This window comes from Streptococcus sp. 1004_SSPC (assembly GCF_001069025.1).
Classification (GTDB): domain Bacteria; phylum Bacillota; class Bacilli; order Lactobacillales; family Streptococcaceae; genus Streptococcus; species Streptococcus vestibularis.
In genome coordinates, this window is sequence record NZ_JWGQ01000081.1 from 18903 (window position 1) to 37411 (window position 18509).

Consider the following 18509-nt stretch of genomic DNA (forward strand, 5'->3'; position numbering starts at 1 on the left):
TTTTTAGACGGTATGACGTTCGAAGGCTTGGTCTGAGATGCCTTGTTCAAGGATAAGTTTAGCCCATTCCTTAGCTGAATGAAGGCTGTGATCCTTATAGTTACCACAAGATTCAATGGTGGTTCCTGGAACATCTTCCCAAGTAATTTCGTTTGCAATAGCTTCAAGACTAGATTTGATAACTTTGGCAATTTCTGTAGGATCTTGTTTACCCCACATAATCATATGGAAACCTGTACGGCAACCAAATGGTGAGCAATCAATAAGTCCATCGATACGTTGACGAATTAGTTTAGCGAGCAGGTGTTCGATAGTATGAAGACCACCTGTATCGATACTATTTTCGTTAGGTTGGATCAAACGGATATCGAAGTTTGTAATGATATCTCCTTTAGGTCCAACTTCCTCTGAAATAAGACGGACATAAGGTGCTTTAACAATAGTGTGATCAAGTTCAAAACTTTCAACAGTAACGTCCTTTGGCATGATAATACCTCCCTATTCTAATAAAGTTATCATACCATAAAATCAACTTAAAGTTCTAGTATTTATTTGAGTAATAGATGCAAATATGATACACTAGAAGGTGGTTTTCTTTAAGAAAACCTTAGAAAAGTTGAGGTAAAGACATGATAAACATGATAATTTTAGTTGTCTTTGCACTCATTGGTTTAGTCGTTGGATATTTAGCAATTTCTATTAAACTTAGCAAAGCTAAGGAACAAGCAGAAACTACCTTGCTAAAGGCAGAACAAGACGCTGTGAACCTTCGTAGTCAGGCAGAACATGATGCAGACCACCTGCGTGTAACTGCTGAACGCGAAAGTAAGGCTCAACGTAAAGAGTTCTTGTTAGAGGCAAAAGAGGAAGCTAGAAAATATCGAGAAGATATTGAAAAAGAATTCAAATCTGAACGTCAAGAGCTTAAACAAATGGAGAATCGTTTAACAGAACGTGCAACCAGCCTTGATCGTAAGGATGAAAATCTATCAAGTAAAGAACTCGCCCTTGAGAAAAAAGAGCAGAGTCTTGCTGACAAATCTAAACATCTTAATGAGCGTGAAGAGAATGTGACTCAGTTGGAGGCTGAGAAGCAAGCTGAACTTGAACGTGTTGGTCAGATGACCATTGCAGAGGCGCGTGAGGTAATCTTAACGGAGACTGAGAATAATCTGACTCATGAGATTGCAACACGTATCAAAGATGCAGAAGCACAGGTTAAAGATACTGTTGATAAGAAGGCCAAAAACTTGTTGGCGCAAGCTATGCAACGCTTGGCTGGAGATTATGTTACTGAACAAACAGTAACCACTGTTCACCTTCCAGATGACAATATGAAAGGTCGTATCATTGGACGTGAGGGGCGTAACATCCGTACGCTTGAAAGCTTAACAGGTATCGATGTTATTATTGACGACACTCCAGAAGTGGTTGTCCTTTCTGGTTTTGATCCAGTTCGTCGTGAAATTGCACGTATGACTCTCGAGGCCTTGATTAAAGATGGACGTATCCACCCAGCTCGGATTGAGGAGTTGGTTGAGAAGAGTCGTCAGGAAATGGATAACCGTATCCGCGAATATGGTGAAGAGGCAGCTTACGAAATTGGGGCTATGAATCTCCACCCTGACCTAATCAAGATTATGGGACGATTGCAGTTCCGTACGTCATATGGTCAAAACGTACTTCGTCATTCAGTTGAAGTTGGTAAACTAGCAGGTATCATGGCTGGTGAATTGGGTGAAAATGTGGCTCTTGCTCGTCGTGCTGGTTTCCTTCATGATATGGGGAAAGCTATTGACAAAGAGGTCGAAGGTAGTCACGTTGAGATTGGTACTGAGTTTGCACGTAAGTATAAAGAGCACCCAGTCGTGGTTAATGCCATTGCCAGCCACCATGGAGATGTGGAACCTGAGAGTGTGATTGCAGTTATTGTAGCTGCAGCAGATGCTTTGAGTTCGGCTCGCCCAGGAGCTCGTAATGAATCCGTTGAGAATTATGTCAAACGTCTTCGTGATCTGGAAGAGATTGCATCAAGCTTTGACGGTGTTCAAACAAGCTTTGCCCTTCAGGCTGGTCGTGAAATTCGTATTATGGTTCATCCAAATAAAATCTCAGATGATGAAGTTACAATCTTGTCTCACAAGGTACGTGAACAAATTGAGAAAAACTTGGATTACCCAGGAAATATTAAGGTTACAGTCATTCGTGAATTCCGTGCGGTTGATTATGCCAAATAAGATAAGAGAGCCGAAAGGCTTTTTTATTTTGCAGTAAAACTGAAAAGATTACCGTGTTAAAAATGTATTAACTTTCTTATCAGCTTGCTTCATTTTGATAGGTTTGCGTTTTATAATGAAATATTTTGATTTTTTTTGACTGTTTTTAGTTGACAGTTATTAAAAATTTAGTATAATAGACATTGTAAACGATTACAAAAGGAGAGATTATGATAAAGTCTGAACGTAAGCAGATTATCTTGTCTCAGTTGAAACAAGATGGTTTTGTCACTTTGGAAAACCTAACTGTTTTGTTAAGTGATACTTCCGAGTCGACGATTCGTCGCGACTTAGACGAGTTAGCGGCAGATGGCCAACTTAAACGTGTTCATGGTGGTGCTGAAAGCATTCATGGTCTAAAGGAAGAAATTGCCAATAGTCAAAAAGCTATTAGAAACGTTAAAGAAAAGGCTCAGTTAGCTGGTTATGCTGCCGATTTAATTAAGGAAGGTGATGTCGTCTTTCTTGAGGCTAGTACAACAAATGAACTTTTGATTCCACATTTGTCTAATCGTCAGGTAACGGTTGTGACTAATTCTATCCATCATGCGGTTAAGCTGGTAGATCTTGGTGTTAGCACTAGGATTGTTGGAGGAAAGGTTAAACATTCAACGGATGCGTCTATTGGAAGTACTGCTCAAGAGCAAATCAGACAACTGAATTTTGATTGTGCTTTCATTGGTGCTAATGGCGTTGATGCTAATTATTTCACCACACCAGACATGGAAGAGGCAGTTATCAAACGGACGGTTATAGCCAATGCGCAAAAAGCCTATGTTCTAGCTGATACCTCTAAACTTGGTCAGATTACCTATGCTAAGGTAGCCGAGGTTGAGAAAGTAACCATAATTACAAATGCTTCGGAAGAAGAGCTCCTAAAAGAATTAAAAGAGAAAACGAGGGTTATTGAAGTATGATTTATACTGTAACGCTAAATCCATCAATCGACTTCATTGTTCGTATCGATAAAGTAGAGATTGGTGAAGTTAACCGTATGGAGAGTGATGATAAGTTCGCTGGCGGTAAGGGGATTAATGTCAGTCGTATTTTACAACGTTTAGGAATTGACAATACTGCTACGGGCTTCATCGGTGGTTTTACAGGACGTTTTGTGACAGATGGTTTGGATGCAGAAGGCATTAAAACTAAGTTTGTAGCTGTGGATCAAGATACACGTATCAATGTTAAAATCAAGGCTGACCAAGAAACTGAAATTAACGGTACTGGGCCTGTCATCAATGATTATCAGTTGGCTGAGCTTGAAGCTATCCTTTCAAGTGTAAGTGCCGATGATGTGGTTGTTTTTGCTGGATCAGCACCAAGCAATCTTGGAAACAAGGTCTATAACAAATTGATTCCACTAGTGCGTGAAACGGGTGCACAGGTTGTCTGTGACTTTGAAGGTCAAACCTTGCTTGATTCCTTGGCTTACCAACCACTCTTGGTTAAGCCAAATAACCATGAGTTAGAAGCTATTTTCAATGTCAAACTTAATGGTTTGGCTGATGTTGAAAAATATGCGCGTGAACTCCTTGCTAAGGGTGCACAGAACGTTATCATCTCAATGGCGGGTGATGGAGCTCTGCTGGTCACACCAGAGGCTGCTTACTTTGCTAAACCAATCAAGGGAACAGTTAAAAACTCTGTTGGTGCGGGTGACTCGATGGTTGCTGGTTTCACTGGTGAGTTTGTTAAATCAGGTGATCCGATTGAGGCTCTCAAGTGGGGAGTAGCCTGCGGAACATCTACAGCTTTCTCAGATGACTTGGCAACAATTGAATTTATTGAAGAAACATACAATAAAGTTGAGGTAGAAAAACTATGAAAATTCAGGATTTACTGAACAAAAAAGTCATGTTGCTTGACCTTCAAGCAACTACAAAGGAAGCTGCTATCGATGAAATGATTAACAGCTTGGTTGATAATGGTGTCGTGGCTGACTTTGATGTTTTCAAAGCAGGCATTATGGCTCGTGAAGCACAAACATCAACTGGTTTGGGTGATGGAATTGCTATGCCGCACAGTAAAAATGCTGCAGTAAAAGAAGCAACTGTACTTTTTGCTAAATCTAATAAAGGTGTAGATTACGAATCACTTGATGGTCAACCTACAGACCTCTTCTTTATGATTGCTGCTCCAGAGGGAGCAAATGACACTCACTTGGCAGCCCTAGCTGAGTTGTCAAAATACCTTATGCAAGATGGTTTTGCAGATCGTTTGCGTAAGGTAACTTCTCCAGATGAAGTGATTGCTGCTTTTGATACGGGTGAAGAAGAAGCACAGGCTGAGGAAGCTAAGAAAGCACAAGCTGTTAAAGAAGCAGCTTCAAGCGATAAACCACTTATCGTAGCCGTAACAGCTTGTACAACCGGTATTGCTCACACTTACATGGCTGAAGAATCACTAATTAAAACAGGTGAAGAAATGGGTGTCAATGTTCGTGTTGAAACTAACGGTGCTTCAGGTGTCGGAACACCATTGACTGCTGAAGAAATCAGTAAGGCTGTAGGTGTTATCGTAGCGGCAGACAAGGCAGTTGAAACAGCACGTTTTGATGGTAAAAAATTGCTTTCTAAACCAGTCGCTGCAGGTATTCGTCAACCTCAAGAATTAATCCAAAATATCTTGGATGGTAAGGCTGAAGTCTTCCATGCCGAAAATGCTGGATCTGCTCAAGAATCAAGTGAGAAATTGAGCCTCGGTGGTGCCTTCTATAAACACTTGATGAGTGGGGTATCACAAATGCTCCCATTCGTTATCGGTGGTGGTATCATGATTGCGCTTGCCTTCTTGCTTGACCAAATTATGGGTGTTCCTAAAGATCAATTGTCACAACTTGGTTCTTACCATGAAATTGCTGCTCAATTCAAAGCAATTGGTGGTGCGGCCTTTGGTTTCATGCTTCCAGTACTTGCAGGTTACATTGCTTACTCTATCGCTGAGAAACCAGGTTTGGTATCAGGTTTCGTAGCTGGTGCTATTGCTTCAAGTGGTGCAGCCTTTGGTGGTGTTCCATTTGCTTCAGGCGGTAAAGCAACCCTTGCCCTTGTTGGCGTATCTTCAGGTTTCCTTGGAGCTCTTGTTGGTGGTTTCCTTGCAGGTGGTGTTATCCTAGTTCTTCGTAAACTCTTGGCAGGTATTCCACGTGCCCTTGAAGGAATCCGTTCTATCTTGCTCTTGCCACTTCTTGGTGTATTTGCTACAGGTTTCTTGATGTTGGCAGTGAATATCCCAATGGCAGCAATCAATACTGGTCTTAATAACTTCTTGTCAAGCTTGTCAGGGAGCTCAGCAGTGCTCCTTGGTCTCCTTGTCGGTGGTATGATGGCAGTGGACATGGGTGGACCAGTTAACAAAGCTGCTTATGTCTTTGGTACAGGTACTCTCGCAGCAACAGTAACTTCAGGTGGTTCAGTTGTTATGGCAGCAGTTATGGCAGCCGGTATGGTTCCTCCATTGGCAGTCTTTGTAGCGACACTCTTATTTAAAGATAAATTCACCGAAGAAGAACGCAACTCTGGTTTGACAAACATTGTTATGGGACTCTCATTCATCACTGAAGGTGCAATTCCATTTGGTGCAGCTGACCCAGCACGCGCTATCCCAAGCTTTATCGTTGGTTCAGCTCTTACAGGTGCTCTTGTAGGTATGGCTGGAATCAAATTGATGGCACCACACGGAGGTATCTTCGTTATTGCCCTCACTTCAAATGCTCTTCTTTACCTTCTCTTCATCTTGATTGGTGCTGTGGTATCAGGTATCCTCTTTGGATTCCTTCGTAAACCACTTGATAAATAAGATATGATCAAACAATCTCGTTGTGACGGGATTGTTTTTTGGTGTCGTAGCAGATTTTTGTCAGGGTACCTATTTTATGATACAGTATAGGCAGAAATGGTTTATCTAGTAGCTAATGCTCTGTATAAAGAAACATAAGAGGTGAATTATGGTAAAAGAATACGATTATATTGTCATCGGTGGGGGTTCTGGTGGTGTTGCTAGTGCTAATCGTGCCGCTATGTATGGTGCTAAGGTTATTCTCTTTGAAGGAAAAGAGGTCGGTGGTACCTGTGTTAATGTGGGTTGTGTACCTAAAAAGGTCATGTGGTATGGTGCTCAGGTTGCTGAGACCCTTCACCGTTACGCAGGAGAGTATGGTTTTGATGTGACGCTTAATAAATTTGATTTTGCGACGCTTAAGGCCAATCGTCAGGCTTATATCGATCGTATCCATGGTTCTTATGAGCGCGGTTTTGATAGCAATGGTGTTGAACGTGTTTACAAGTATGCAAGATTTGTTGACCCTCATACGGTTGAAGTAGCGGGTGAACTTTATACAGCACCACATATCCTAATTGCAACAGGCGGTCATTCTCTTTATCCAAATATTCCAGGCAGTGAATATGGAATTACCTCAGATGGTTTCTTTGAGTTAGATGAGGTGCCAAAACGTACAGCTGTTATTGGTGGTGGCTATATTGGAGTTGAAGTTGCCGGTGTTCTCAATGCTCTTGGAAGTGATACTCATCTCTTTATTCGTAAGGATCGCCCATTGCGTACCTTTGACAAAGACATTATCGATGTTTTAGTTGATGAGATGGCTAAGTCTGGCCCTACACTTCACATGCATGCTAATGCAACAGAGGTAGTAAAAAATGCAGACGATTCTCTGACTATTAGCTTTGACAATGAAGAAACTATTACAGTTGATTGCCTTATCTGGGCTGTCGGACGTGCAGCGAATACTTCTGGCTTTGGTCTTGAAAAGACAGGCGTTGAGTTGACTGAACGAGGTAACATTTATTCAGACGAGTTTGAAAATACATCTGTTCCTGGTATCTATGCTCTTGGAGATGTGACTGGTAAACTTGATTTGACTCCAGTTGCAGTGAAGGCTGGTCGCCAATTGTCAGAGCGACTTTTCAATAATAAAGTTGATGCTAAACTTGATTATACAGATGTAGCTACTGTGGTCTTTAGTCATCCGGTCATTGGTGCTATTGGGTTGACTGAGGAAAAGGCAATTGCCAAATATGGTTCGGAAAATATCAAGGTCTATAAATCTAGTTTCACTCCAATGTATACGGCTCTTGGAGATAATCGTCAGCCGTCAACCATGAAATTAGTAACGCTAGGTGAGGATGAAAAAATCATCGGTCTTCACGGTATTGGGTATGGTGTCGATGAGATGATTCAAGGATTCTCTGTGGCTATTAAGATGGGAGCAACTAAGGCTGATTTTGATAATACGGTTGCCATTCATCCAACAGGCTCAGAGGAATTTGTAACGATGAGATAGAAAAGTGAAGTCTGTTAACTGAGAGTTTCAGGCTTTTCTTTGTGTTTAAATAGCAGCCTACACTCTGTGTAAAACTGTAGACTGTCTAAATAAAAAAGGCCTTCAGGCCTTTCATTCGTTAATTAAGTAGTTTCTTAATTCTGAAATAAAGTAAAGAGATCCAGTGACGACAAATAGATCGTCAGAATTTGCTGATTCAGCTTGTGCTAGCCAGTCTCTATAGTCGGCTACACGTTTGAAGTGTTGGGGATATTCATTCAAAGGCAGTGCCTCAAAAAAGTCAAAGCTGGTTACCGTTATATCATAATCTTTCAATTCCTCTAGTAAGTCTGCCAATGGCTTTCGTCTAAGTCCTGCAAAGAGGATATGTATCCTACGATTAGCGAAGTTATCTTTTAGTACCTGTTTTAAGCTGGCAATTCCTTGAGGGTTATGAGCACCATCTAGATAAATGTTATCTCCTATCCACTCACTACGACCAGGCCAATGCGTCTCTACGATTCCCTCTTGGATGCTCTTATCGGTAATCTTAGAAAATGTTTGAGCTAGGAGATGGGCAGCAGTGACAGCTAGCCCAGCATTGTTTTCTTGATGCTGTCCTAACATTGGAAGTTTAAGCTTTGGACTTTCCCAATGGTCATAAGAAACTTGGATCGTTTGATTGTCCCTTGGAAGCAGCTGAATTTCCCTATCAATGACGGCTAAAGGAGCTTGTAGGTCATGTGATTTTTTGTTGAAGAAATGTTCAACTTCTGTAGAGACACGACCAAGTAAGATAGGTGTATTTTCTCGCATGACGCCTGCCTTATGATTGGCAATGTCCAAAAGGCTATTGCCCAAAGTTTCAGTGTGATCAAAGCCGATTGAAGTACAGATGACAAGCTCTGGAGAAAGGACATTGGTCGAATCAAGTCGTCCACCAATTCCGGCTTCAATGATAGCAATATCAACCTGTTTAAGGTCAAAGTAGAGGAACATGAGTAAGGTGACCAATTCAAATTCTGTTGGTCGCTCAAAAGCAGTGTGCTCTTCTAAATCATCGAGAAGAACCTGAGCTTTCGCAACAATGTTAATCAGATCCTTGTCTGGAATCTCTGTGCCGTTGATACTAATGCGTTCGTTAAAGCGAGTAATATAAGGGGAGGTAAAGGTCCCGACCTGATAGCCTGATTTTGTTAGGATATTTTGTAGGTAGCTAGTCGTTGATCCCTTACCGTTGGTACCGACGATATGCACCGTTGGATAGTGAGATTGAGGATTTCCTGCCTGCTTCAAGAGCCAACGCATACGTCCGAGTTGAGGGCGACGTCCATTGCCTTTGAAGGAGTGGATGAAATTTAGAGTTTTTGTATAGTTCATAGGATTATATAAAAAAGGCAGGGGTTTCCTAACCTTTTCTTTGTTTTAGTTGGAGACAGCGCCACTAGTTGTGGCGTCTCCAGTTGTCGTATTGCCAGTTGTTGTGTCTGCAGTGGCTGCGGATGAAGAAGTAGTTGTATTTCCACCAGTTGTTGTATCTGCTGATGAAGAATAGGTATTATTACCAGCTTGGCTGCTTGTCTCTGTTTCTGAGTCAGTTGCATTACCATAGCTAGATGAGGCGACACTTGATTCTTGGGTCTTATTGTTGCCTTCTTTAATGACTACAGTTGACTGATTGGATGATGAATCAGAAGTGTCCTTATTCTTAGATGATGTGAAATTCATGATAGTGATGGAAGCGACAATGATTGACAAGATTGTCCCGACAGCAGTAAGTACTTTTTGGAAGGCAGTGAAGCCTTTTGTAACGTGTTCGGTCACCATTGGTGCAGATTTTTTTTCTTCTTTTGATGAATGGTTACGGCGTGAGTAATTTTCAGACATGATGCTCTCCTTAAAAATATTTCGTACTCTCTATTATATGATTTTCTCGCAAAAATTGCTAAAAAAATTATGCTATAATAAATAGTAAATAAAAATCGAGGAAAAATCATGATTTATTTTGATAATTCAGCCACGACGATGCCTTATCCAGAGGCACTTAGAACCTATCAAGAAGTGGCTACTAAAATTTTTGGGAACCCATCCAGCCTACACCAATTAGGAACATCTGCGACACGTATTTTGGAGGCTTCTCGTAAGCAAGTTGCGGACCTCATTGGAAAATCAGCCGATGAGATTTTCTTTACGTCTGGTGGAACCGAAGGCGACAACTGGGTCATTAAAGGAGTGGCTTTTGAAAAAGAACCTTATGGCAAACACATTATTGTTTCTGATATTGAACATCCTGCGGTAAAAGAGTCTGCTAAATGGATTTCAGAGCATGGTTTTGAAGTGTCCTATGCACCCGTTAATGAGCAAGGATTTGTGGATGTTGAAGCTCTTGCTGGATTATTACGGCCTGATACGATTTTGGTTTCGGTTATGGCTGTTAATAACGAAATCGGTTCAATCCAACCTATCCAAGAAATTTCAGATCTTCTAGCTAATGAGCCGACCATATCTTTCCATGTGGATGCTGTTCAGGCTATTGGGAAGATTCCTGTATCAGCTTATTTAACAGACCGTGTAGATTTTGCAACTTTTTCTGGTCATAAGTTCCATGCCGTTCGAGGTGTCGGTTTTGTCTACAAGAAGGCAGGGAAAAAGATTACGCCACTCTTAACCGGTGGTGGGCAAGAAAAAGATTTTCGTTCAACAACTGAAAATGTTGCTGGGATTGCGAGTATGGCTAAGGCTTTGCGCTTGGTAACTGACAAAGAGGGATTTTCTCTTTCTAAAATTGCTAAGATGAAAAAGATTATCTTTGACGAATTGGCTAAGTACGAGGATATTACTATTTTCTCAGGCGAGGGTGAAGACTTTGCTCCCAATATTTTGACCTTTGGAGTTAAGGGAGTTCGTGGTGAAGTGGTTGTCCATGCTTTTGAAGAGCATCAAATCTATATTTCAACGACCTCAGCATGTTCATCTAAGGCGGGGAAACCAGCGGGGACCCTCATTTCTATGGGCGTTCCAACAAAGTTAGCCCAAACGGCTGTTCGTATCAGTCTTGATGATGATAATGATATGGGACAAGTAGAACAGTTTCTCACGATTTTCAAGCAGGTCTATGCTAAGACGCAAAAAGTAAGATAGCAAGATTAATCGATTAAAAAATAAAACTAAATTCAAGTTTAAAGGGAAAAGGAATGACATTAACGTATTCAGAAATTATGGTTCGCTACGGTGAATTGTCAACTAAGGGCAAAAACCGTATGCGTTTTATCAATAAACTCAGAAATAACATCAAAGATGTGTTATCTATCTATCCAGAAGTTAAAGTGACTTTTGATCGAGACCGTGGACACATCTACCTCAATGGTACAGACTACGAGCCAGTAGCAGAGTCTTTGAAGCAGATTTTCGGGATTCAGGCCTTTAGCCCTGTTTACAAATTTGAAAAAGATGTCGAAGTATTGAAAAAAGCTGTTCAAGACATTATGACTGGCCTCTATCGTGACGGACTTACCTTTAAGGTGACTGCTAAACGTAGTGATCACGACTTTGTTTTAGATAGTCGCGAGCTCAACCTTACTTTAGGAAATGCTGTATTTGATGTATTGCCTGACATTAAGGCACAGATGAAGGGGCCAGATATTAATCTGAAGGTAGAAATTCGTGCTGAGGCAGCTTATATTTCTCATGAGGAAATTAAGGGAGCAGGTGGATTACCTGTAGGGACTGCTGGTAAAGGAATGCTCATGCTTTCAGGTGGGATTGATTCGCCTGTTGCAGGTTATTTAGCCCTTAAACGTGGTGTGGATATCGAGGCTGTCCACTTTGCAAGCCCACCTTATACAAGTCCTGGTGCACTTAAAAAGGCTCAAGATTTGACCCGTAAGTTGACCAAGTTTGGTGGTAATATTCAGTTCATAGAAGTACCATTTACTGAGATTCAAGAGGAAATCAAAGAAAAAGCACCAGAGGCTTATTTGATGACCTTGACACGTCGCTTCATGATGCGTATTACAGACCGAATTCGTGAAGAACGCCGTGGTCTCGTGATCATCAATGGTGAGAGTCTTGGACAGGTTGCCAGTCAGACGATGGAGTCTATGCAGGCTATCAATGCTGTAACCTGTACGCCCGTGATTCGCCCAGTTGTCACTATGGATAAGTTGGAAATCATTGATTTGGCACAAAAAATCGATACCTTTGATATCTCCATCCAACCTTTTGAGGATTGCTGTACCATTTTTGCACCTGACCGTCCGAAAACTAATCCAAAAATCAAGAACGTTGAACAATATGAAGGTCGTATGGATGTTGAAAGCTTAGTTGAACGTGCGGTTGCAGGAATCATGGTGACTGAAATCACGCCTATTGAAGAAGCGCAAGACGAAGTGGATACACTTATTGAAGACTTACTTTAGTCTAGGAGGATATAGTGACAGTTTGGTATTGCTCAGGTATCATTAGAGTTAGCTATATCGAAAAAGAAATGTCGATGTTAAACTTTTACCTAGAAAGGAAACTGCATGACTGTTTATAACATCAATTTAGGAATCGGTTGGGCATCAAGTGGTGTTGAGTATGCTCAGTCCTATCGTTCTAGAATTTTCAAAAATACAGGTATTAAGGCTAAGTTTGTCTTTATGGATATGTTCTTGCAGGACAATCTTTCTGATTTGACCCGTAACATGGGATTTTTAGATGAAGATATCATCTGGCTTTACAGCTATTTTACAGACCTTAAGATTGCCCCAACGACCTATACTGTCAAGGATTTGGAAAAGGAAATTCCTTATGACATCACGCGTCGCGAGATTAATGGCAAAGTGGTTAAGCTTTTTTGTGCCAAGGAAGATATCTTCTATGCAGCCTACTTGCGTAAAGAGGGTGAAGATATCGTTCATCGTGTGGAAAAAGTATCGCGTGGCTGCTTAATCCGTAAAGACTTTTACTCTTACACTAAGATGTTCACGGAGTACTACACACCGGTAGATAATAAGGCTCACCTTTATCAACGGCGTTTCTTCAATGAAGATGGGACTATTGCTTATGATGAAATTGTTGATGGTAAGGACAGTGTCTTCCATTTTCCAGATAAGATTTTGTCATCTAAGCATGAATTTATCGCCTACTTCATGTCTCGACTTGGCCTAACTGACCAGGATATCGTCATCTTGGACCGTGCAACTGGTACGGGACAGGCTGTTTTCCGTAACACCAAACCTGCTAAGCTTGGGGTTGTGGTCCATGCAGAGCACTTTAGTGAAAATGCTGTGACAGACAAGACTATTTTATGGAATAACTTCTACGAGTACCAATTCAGCAATGCAGATAAGGTTGATTTCTTCATCACAGCGACAGAACGTCAACGTAGCATTATGCTAGATCAGTTCAATAAATACACACCATTTACACCTCATATCGTAACCATCCCTGTGGGAAGTGTGGATAAACTGAGAGAGCTTGAAGGAGAGCGTAAACCATTCTCAATCATCACAGCTTCACGTTTGGCCAATGAAAAACACGTGGACTGGTTGGCCAAGGCTGTTGTTAAGGCTAAAGAAAGTCTGCCACAAGTAAACTTTGATATCTATGGAACAGGTGCTGAAGAAGCCAAACTTAAGGCCATTATCGAGGAAAATCAAGCTCAGGATTATATCCACCTTAAAGGTCACCAAGACTTAACAGAAGTCTACAAGGACTACGAACTTTACCTATCAGGTTCTAAGAGTGAAGGATTTGGTTTGACACTTCTAGAAGCCGTGGGATCTGGTCTAGGTATGATTGGTTTTGATGTTCGTTATGGGAACCAAACCTTTATCAAGGACAATGAGAATGGGTACCTCATTCCTCGTTTTGAAAAAGATGATGAACCTGCTATCGTAGCTGCCTTGGCAGAGAAAATTGTAGCCTTCTTCAATCGCTCAGATTTGGATCATGTTCATCAAGTTTCTTATGACATTGCCAAAGGCTTTTTGACAGAGGAAATCGAGCAGAAGTGGCTTAACTTAGTAAGGGAGATAACTAATCATGATTAATTTATTTGAAAACTATAGTCAAGGTAGTTGGGATCTCCATTACTCGCTCATTGTCGCTGGCTATGTGAATACAACAGTTTGTCTTTCAGATGATGGCTTTTTACCTAGTGATGTGACTTCACCTTACCTTTATTTCACAGGTTTTGATAAGGTTCAGGGTTCTGCACTTTACTTTAATCAGGTACCCGTGCCTGATTACTGGGAAATTATAGGAACGAATAGTAACGCGGAAATCTTCCGTTTTGATAAGAAACGTGGTCATATTCATTATGCGCATCCTGCTCACCAACGTCTAGTTAAAGCTGTGGATTGGTATGATGAGTCAGGTCGCTTGCGCGTGACTGATCGCTACAATAACAAGGGTTACCGTTTCTCACAAACGACCTATAATGTTAAGCAAGAAGCGACCATTACGAGCTATTTCACTCCTGACAACAAGGAAGTTATCGTCATCAACCATTTGACTAAAGACGTTATCTTGAATTGGAAAGACAAGGTCTACATTTTCAAAAACAAATCTGAATTTGTAGTCTTCTATCTTAAAGAAGCCGGTTATGATTTGAGTCGTATTCTATACAACTCATTGGCGACACCTTTCTTGACAACTATGAATCTTCCGAATTCTGGTCAAGATGTCCTCTTCTGGCAAGAACCGATTACTGATTCCGTTCCTGGGAATATGCGTCTCCTTCTTGATAGCAATCACCGTCAAACTAAGATTGTCGTGCAAGAATACGCAGCCTACACAAATCTTCTAAGACTGATTAGTCCAGAGCAGGCTTCTCGCGTGGCCTTCCTTGGATTCATGTATCCATTTGCCCGCCAGAACAACTTCCAAAATCAAGCGCTTATCTTGACTAACTCAGATCAGATTGAACATTTGGAAAGCATTGTCAGTGAAGTGCCTACCATGCATTATCATGTTGGGGCAATCACTGAAATGTCAAGTCGCTTGATGGATTTAGCTAAATATAGTAATGTTAGCCTTTATCCGAATATTACAACGGAGCAGGTTAAGCGTCTCTATCAGGAGGCTGATTTCTATTTGGATATTAACCACCAAAATGAAATCTTGTCAGCGACACGTGCTGCCTTTGAAAATAACCTGCTTATCCTGGCTTTCACGAACACAAGCCATGGTCCAGATTATACTGCACCAAGCAATATCTTCTCACCAATGAATGCCGGGCAATTTAAGCAAACCCTTAAAGAAGCCTTGGGCAACCGTGACTTCCTTAGTCACTTGCTTGATCGCCAACGTGAGCACGCTCATGTAGCAACACCAGAAGATTATAAGAAGGTTATTGGTTAGGAAAATGACATTAGAGGTTCGTAACATTTATCCTCTGACAGCAACATTTAAGAAGGTCGCTTCGCTTTATGAAGCGGCTTTTCCTGTGGAGGAGAGATTACCACTTTGGCAATTGTCTTGGAACAGCTTGAAAAGAGGACAATCTTTCTTGGCATATTTTGATGGGAAAGTTTTCATTGGTCTGACCTATATCATTTATACTGACAACTTGGTTTACCTACTCTTTCTCGCGGTTGAGGAAAGTAAACAGTCTCAGGGATACGGCAGTCAAATTTTGGCACAAGTTAGGGAAGAAGCAGGAGAACGACCGTGTGTGCTTACGATTGAACCTATGGATGAGGAGCAAGTCTCTAATCGGGGGCAACGTTTAAAACGTTTAGCATTTTATGAACGAAATGGCTATCAGTTATTGAATCACTTCTATTTTGAAGGGACTGAACGTTATCAAATTTTGACAACGGATAGGAGTCTCTCCTTAGATGCTTTGGAGCGGGAACTAGCTAAGACCTTTTTAGGAAAATATGCTATAAGAGTTGAGTAGGCTAATCCTTACTTGGCTAAACTTCAATGAGCAGAATAAGAATAATCAAAGTAACTTTTTCTCTTGTCATTAGAGGGAAAAAATGATAGAATTGTAACGTTGACTAAATGCACGTCCTGTGCAACCGCACGACTACTGTTTGCAAGTGGGTTCGTCCCCGCAGTACTAGGCGAGTCTTCACAGAGGGGAACCTCAGACACATTAAAAATTTTAATAGGAGGTGCATCATGAGCACATACGCAATCATCAAAACTGGTGGAAAACAAGTTAAAGTTGAAGTAGGTCAAGCGATCTACGTTGAAAAAATCAACGCTGAAGCTGGATCAGAAGTAACTTTTAACGAAGTTGTTCTTGTCGGTGGTGATAAAACTGTAGTAGGTACTCCAGTTGTTGAGGGAGCTACTGTTGTCGGAACTATCGAAAAACAAGGTAAACAAAAGAAAGTTGTCACTTTCAAATATAAACCTAAAAAAGGTAGCCACCGTAAACAAGGTCACCGTCAACCTTATACAAAAGTTGTTATCAACGCTATCAACGCGTAAGTTAGCGACTAATCACTAAGAAAGGACACAATCTTATGTTGAAAACTCTTGAAAACTTGCAACTTTTCGCCCACAAAAAAGGTGGGGGTTCTACTTCCAATGGTCGTGATTCACAAGCTAAACGTCTTGGTGCTAAAGCAGCTGATGGACAAACTGTATCAGGTGGATCAATCCTTTACCGTCAACGCGGTACACACATCTACCCAGGTGTAAACGTAGGCCGTGGTGGTGACGATACACTCTTCGCTAAAGTTGAAGGTGTTGTACGTTTCGAACGTAAAGGTCGCGACAAAAAACAAGTATCTGTATACCCAGTTGCTAAATAATTAAGCTAAAGTCTGCACTTTTGTGTAGGCTTTTCTTTATGAAAAAGGAGAATTCTATGCCTTTAAATCACTACCAACAAGAAGTGGGACCAAGTCTAGCGGATGCTAGTCCAGGTAAGATGCCAGATGTTGCCCTATTAGAAGGTCGTTATTGTAGCGTTGAACATTTGACAGTGGCAGAGCATTATAAGGATATTTTAGACTTTTATTTTACTAATCAGATTCTCTCTGATTGGACCTATATGTATGCGGAGCCTTTTGAATCTGAAGAAGCTGTACGTCAGTGTTTGGAGGATTATGAGAAATCCCAAAATCCTTATTTCTTTGCCATCAGGGATAAGGCTTCAAGTAAAGTTCTAGGAACCTTCTCACTCATGGCTATTACACCGAAAAATCGCAGTGTTGAGATGGGGCGAGTGATTTTGGCACCTACTTTACAAAAGACTCGAGCAGCTACAGAAGCTCAATACCTACTTATGAAATATGTCTTTGAAGATCTTAACTATCGCCGTTATGAGTGGAAATGTGATAGTCTCAACCGTCCTTCTGCCAATGCTGCCATACGTTTAGGGTTCACCTATGAGGGGCGTTTTCGTAATCATGCTATTTATAAGGGACGTAGTCGAGATACGGACTGGTTCTCGATTATTGATAGTGAGTGGCCAAGACTTAAAGAACGATTTGAGAATTGGTTAGCTCCTGAGAATTTTGATGAACAGGGACAACAGAAACGTTCTCTGAGGGATTGCTAGCTATTAATATAAGGGCTCTTTTCTGGTGAAGGAGCTCTGTTTTAGTAGTCTGAAGGTCAAGTCCAAGTTTTTAGTTTGCTAATGCTTATTATCACTGTCAAAATCAGTTTAAATGCTCATTTTTCTGTCAATAATATTCCCATAATAAAGCATATTTATGCTATAATAAAGAGTAATTTTATCAAGGAGAATAATGACTAATGGATTTAATTCGCGAAAAAGTATTTGTTAACCGTTACCACTATGATGTTCGTAACCATGAGTGGGAAAAAGAGAATGGTGTTCCTAAAACAAATGTTGAAGTAACGTTTCAGTTGCACAATAAAGATAAAGAAGCTAGCAATACGTCGGTTGTAGCTGTTTTGCAATTTATGATTGTTCGTGATGAGTTTGTTATCTCAGGGATTGTTTCTCAAATGAACCATATTCAAAACCGTATCGTCAATAAACCAAAAGATTTCTCACAAGAAGAAGCTGAGTCTTTGGCAGCACCGCTATTGGATACACTTCAGCGTTTGACTTATGAAGTGACTGAAATCGCCTTGGATCGTCCAGGAATTAACTTGGAGTTCTAAGATGTCTTTAGCAGTTATTACGGATTCATCGGTTAATCTACCTGCTGAAATTCAGGGACATGCTGATGTTTATATTTTAGATATTCCGGTTATCATTGAGGAACAGCCTTTTGTTGAAGGAAAGAACTTGGATGTGAATCAGTTTTACGAAAAAATGGCAAACTCTGAGGAACTGCTCAAGACGTCACAACCCAATCTAGCCGACTTGGATAACTTTCTCATGGAGTTGGGGGAGAAAGGGTATACCCATGTCATTGGGCTTTTCCTTTCTTCGGGGATTTCTGGTTTTTGGGCTAATAGTCAGTTTTTGATTGAAGATTATGCCAAGTTGAAGGTTGCTTTTCCTGATACTAAAATCACGGCAGCTCCTATGGGTGCCATGGTTAGAAACGTTTTGCATTGGTCAGAGCAAGGGATGTCATTCGAGAATATTTTGAAGAAGCTCGAGGAGCAAGTAGAGAACACGACGGCTTATATTCTTGTGGATGATCTTAATCACCTTGTTAAGGGTGGTCGCTTGTCGAATGGCTCAGCGATTTTGGGGAATCTTTTGTCTATCAAACCCATTTTACATTTTAATGCTGAAGGCAAAATCGTTGTTTTTGAAAAGGTACGTACAGAGAAGAAAGCTGTGAAACGCTTGGTTGCCCTAGCCGAAGACAATCGTGAAATGGAGCTTAGCATCCTTCATACTAATGCTCCTGAAAAGGCTGAGGCTCTTAAAAGTCAGCTGGAAGCTCAAGGGATTACTGTTTCATCGGTGGTATCCTTATGTGCTGTGATTGCGACGCACTTGGGCGAGGGAGCGCTGGTGCTAGGTCTAACACCTAAATTTACCAAATAAGTACGATACATCTGGAATCAGGCTTGCC

The 18509-nt window shown here is 41.0% G+C and carries 18 protein-coding genes and 1 other annotated feature; of the genes, 15 read left to right on the forward strand and 3 right to left on the reverse strand.

The genetic code is table 11. From position 1 onward, the window contains the following. Positions 1-3: 3 nt before the first annotated feature. On the reverse strand, positions 4-486 hold the full coding sequence (locus ADF62_RS06470; protein WP_002885585.1) for an S-ribosylhomocysteine lyase: 483 nt from the start codon (positions 484-486) through the stop codon (positions 4-6). A gap of 143 nt (positions 487-629) precedes the next feature. Between ADF62_RS06470 and ADF62_RS06475 the strand changes: the two genes are divergently transcribed. The 5 genes from ADF62_RS06475 (at position 630) to gorA (ending at position 7575) form a co-directional block, all read left to right on the forward strand. After that, entirely contained in the window at positions 630-2237 is a 1608-nt protein-coding gene (locus ADF62_RS06475; protein ID WP_003095429.1) for a ribonuclease Y, read from the forward strand. Positions 2238-2446: 209 nt separating this feature from the next. Beyond that, positions 2447-3193 carry a DeoR/GlpR family DNA-binding transcription regulator gene (locus ADF62_RS06480; protein WP_048788390.1) on the forward strand — a complete coding sequence of 249 codons (747 nt, stop codon included), beginning with the start codon at positions 2447-2449 and terminating at the stop codon, positions 3191-3193. Next, positions 3190-4101: a 1-phosphofructokinase gene (gene pfkB / locus ADF62_RS06485; RefSeq protein ID WP_003097849.1), complete on the forward strand. Its 912-nt coding sequence runs from the start codon at positions 3190-3192 to the stop codon at positions 4099-4101. Before ADF62_RS06480 ends, pfkB begins: the two co-directional genes overlap by 4 nt. Continuing rightward, positions 4098-6074 carry a PTS fructose transporter subunit IIABC gene (locus ADF62_RS06490; RefSeq protein WP_003097847.1) on the forward strand — a complete coding sequence of 659 codons (1977 nt, stop codon included), beginning with the start codon at positions 4098-4100 and terminating at the stop codon, positions 6072-6074. Before pfkB ends, ADF62_RS06490 begins: the two co-directional genes overlap by 4 nt. Positions 6075-6222: 148 nt before the next feature. Beyond that, positions 6223-7575: a glutathione-disulfide reductase gene (gorA, locus tag ADF62_RS06495; RefSeq protein ID WP_003097845.1), complete on the forward strand. Its 1353-nt coding sequence runs from the start codon at positions 6223-6225 to the stop codon at positions 7573-7575. A 111-nt stretch (positions 7576-7686) separates the two neighbouring features. Here the strand turns inward: gorA and ADF62_RS06500 are convergent, their stop codons facing one another. Together ADF62_RS06500 and ADF62_RS06505 are read right to left on the reverse strand one after the other, a co-directional pair. Then, positions 7687-8934, reverse strand: coding sequence for a bifunctional folylpolyglutamate synthase/dihydrofolate synthase (locus ADF62_RS06500; protein WP_048788391.1), 1248 nt, complete (start codon positions 8932-8934; stop codon positions 7687-7689). 45 nt (positions 8935-8979) lie between these two features. Beyond that, on the reverse strand, positions 8980-9441 hold the full coding sequence (locus ADF62_RS06505) for a DUF6556 family protein (RefSeq protein WP_003097842.1): 462 nt from the start codon (positions 9439-9441) through the stop codon (positions 8980-8982). A 108-nt stretch (positions 9442-9549) separates the two neighbouring features. On the opposite strand from ADF62_RS06505, the gene ADF62_RS06510 reads away from it, so the two are divergent. The 10 genes from ADF62_RS06510 (at position 9550) to ADF62_RS06555 (ending at position 18481) form a co-directional block, all read left to right on the forward strand. Next, complete coding sequence (locus ADF62_RS06510; RefSeq protein WP_048788392.1) at positions 9550-10695, forward strand: cysteine desulfurase family protein; 1146 nt, start codon at positions 9550-9552, stop codon at positions 10693-10695. A gap of 53 nt (positions 10696-10748) precedes the next feature. Continuing rightward, positions 10749-11972, forward strand: coding sequence for a tRNA uracil 4-sulfurtransferase ThiI (gene thiI / locus ADF62_RS06515; protein ID WP_048788393.1), 1224 nt, complete (start codon positions 10749-10751; stop codon positions 11970-11972). Positions 11973-12077: 105 nt separating this feature from the next. Then, positions 12078-13589, forward strand: a complete 1512-nt coding sequence (gene gtfA / locus ADF62_RS06520) for an accessory Sec system glycosyltransferase GtfA (RefSeq protein WP_048788394.1) — start codon at positions 12078-12080, stop codon at positions 13587-13589. Then, positions 13582-14901 (forward strand): accessory Sec system glycosylation chaperone GtfB, encoded by a 1320-nt coding sequence (gene gtfB, locus ADF62_RS06525; protein WP_048788395.1) that lies wholly within the window; start codon positions 13582-13584, stop codon positions 14899-14901. The genes gtfA and gtfB overlap by 8 nt, the downstream gene beginning before the upstream one ends. A gap of 4 nt (positions 14902-14905) precedes the next feature. Then, on the forward strand, positions 14906-15442 hold the full coding sequence (locus ADF62_RS06530) for a GNAT family N-acetyltransferase (protein WP_048788396.1): 537 nt from the start codon (positions 14906-14908) through the stop codon (positions 15440-15442). Positions 15443-15554: 112 nt separating this feature from the next. After that, positions 15555-15629: a sequence feature (ribosomal protein L21 leader region), on the forward strand. 40 nt (positions 15630-15669) lie between these two features. Next, on the forward strand, positions 15670-15984 hold the full coding sequence (rplU, locus tag ADF62_RS06535) for a 50S ribosomal protein L21 (RefSeq protein ID WP_002885597.1): 315 nt from the start codon (positions 15670-15672) through the stop codon (positions 15982-15984). A gap of 35 nt (positions 15985-16019) precedes the next feature. Continuing rightward, positions 16020-16310: a 50S ribosomal protein L27 gene (gene rpmA, locus ADF62_RS06540; protein WP_002885483.1), complete on the forward strand. Its 291-nt coding sequence runs from the start codon at positions 16020-16022 to the stop codon at positions 16308-16310. Between the two features lie 56 nt (positions 16311-16366). Then, positions 16367-17062, forward strand: coding sequence for a GNAT family N-acetyltransferase (locus ADF62_RS06545; protein WP_003095639.1), 696 nt, complete (start codon positions 16367-16369; stop codon positions 17060-17062). A gap of 200 nt (positions 17063-17262) precedes the next feature. After that, positions 17263-17637, forward strand: coding sequence for a DUF1149 family protein (locus ADF62_RS06550; protein ID WP_003095516.1), 375 nt, complete (start codon positions 17263-17265; stop codon positions 17635-17637). 1 nt (position 17638) lies between these two features. After that, positions 17639-18481 carry a DegV family protein gene (locus tag ADF62_RS06555; RefSeq protein WP_003097827.1) on the forward strand — a complete coding sequence of 281 codons (843 nt, stop codon included), beginning with the start codon at positions 17639-17641 and terminating at the stop codon, positions 18479-18481. Positions 18482-18509: the final 28 nt, after the last annotated feature.

Bases quoted from the DNA above. Each gene is read 5' to 3' on its own strand.
- thiI (WP_048788393.1), top strand. From the start codon at position 10,749: ATGACATTAACGTATTCAGAAATTATGGTTCGCTACGGTGAATTGTCA.
- ADF62_RS06555 (WP_003097827.1), top strand. From the start codon at position 17,639: ATGTCTTTAGCAGTTATTACGGATTCATCGGTTAATCTACCTGCTGAA.
- ADF62_RS06500 (WP_048788391.1), bottom strand. From the start codon at position 8,934: ATGAACTATACAAAAACTCTAAATTTCATCCACTCCTTCAAAGGCAAT.
- gorA (WP_003097845.1), top strand. From the start codon at position 6,223: ATGGTAAAAGAATACGATTATATTGTCATCGGTGGGGGTTCTGGTGGT.
- ADF62_RS06480 (WP_048788390.1), top strand. From the start codon at position 2,447: ATGATAAAGTCTGAACGTAAGCAGATTATCTTGTCTCAGTTGAAACAA.
- ADF62_RS06505 (WP_003097842.1), bottom strand. From the start codon at position 9,441: ATGTCTGAAAATTACTCACGCCGTAACCATTCATCAAAAGAAGAAAAA.
- rplU (WP_002885597.1), top strand. From the start codon at position 15,670: ATGAGCACATACGCAATCATCAAAACTGGTGGAAAACAAGTTAAAGTT.
- rpmA (WP_002885483.1), top strand. From the start codon at position 16,020: ATGTTGAAAACTCTTGAAAACTTGCAACTTTTCGCCCACAAAAAAGGT.
- pfkB (WP_003097849.1), top strand. From the start codon at position 3,190: ATGATTTATACTGTAACGCTAAATCCATCAATCGACTTCATTGTTCGT.
- gtfA (WP_048788394.1), top strand. From the start codon at position 12,078: ATGACTGTTTATAACATCAATTTAGGAATCGGTTGGGCATCAAGTGGT.
- ADF62_RS06530 (WP_048788396.1), top strand. From the start codon at position 14,906: ATGACATTAGAGGTTCGTAACATTTATCCTCTGACAGCAACATTTAAG.
- ADF62_RS06510 (WP_048788392.1), top strand. From the start codon at position 9,550: ATGATTTATTTTGATAATTCAGCCACGACGATGCCTTATCCAGAGGCA.
- ADF62_RS06550 (WP_003095516.1), top strand. From the start codon at position 17,263: ATGGATTTAATTCGCGAAAAAGTATTTGTTAACCGTTACCACTATGAT.
- ADF62_RS06475 (WP_003095429.1), top strand. From the start codon at position 630: ATGATAAACATGATAATTTTAGTTGTCTTTGCACTCATTGGTTTAGTC.
- ADF62_RS06490 (WP_003097847.1), top strand. From the start codon at position 4,098: ATGAAAATTCAGGATTTACTGAACAAAAAAGTCATGTTGCTTGACCTT.
- gtfB (WP_048788395.1), top strand. From the start codon at position 13,582: ATGATTAATTTATTTGAAAACTATAGTCAAGGTAGTTGGGATCTCCAT.
- ADF62_RS06545 (WP_003095639.1), top strand. From the start codon at position 16,367: ATGCCTTTAAATCACTACCAACAAGAAGTGGGACCAAGTCTAGCGGAT.
- ADF62_RS06470 (WP_002885585.1), bottom strand. From the start codon at position 486: ATGCCAAAGGACGTTACTGTTGAAAGTTTTGAACTTGATCACACTATT.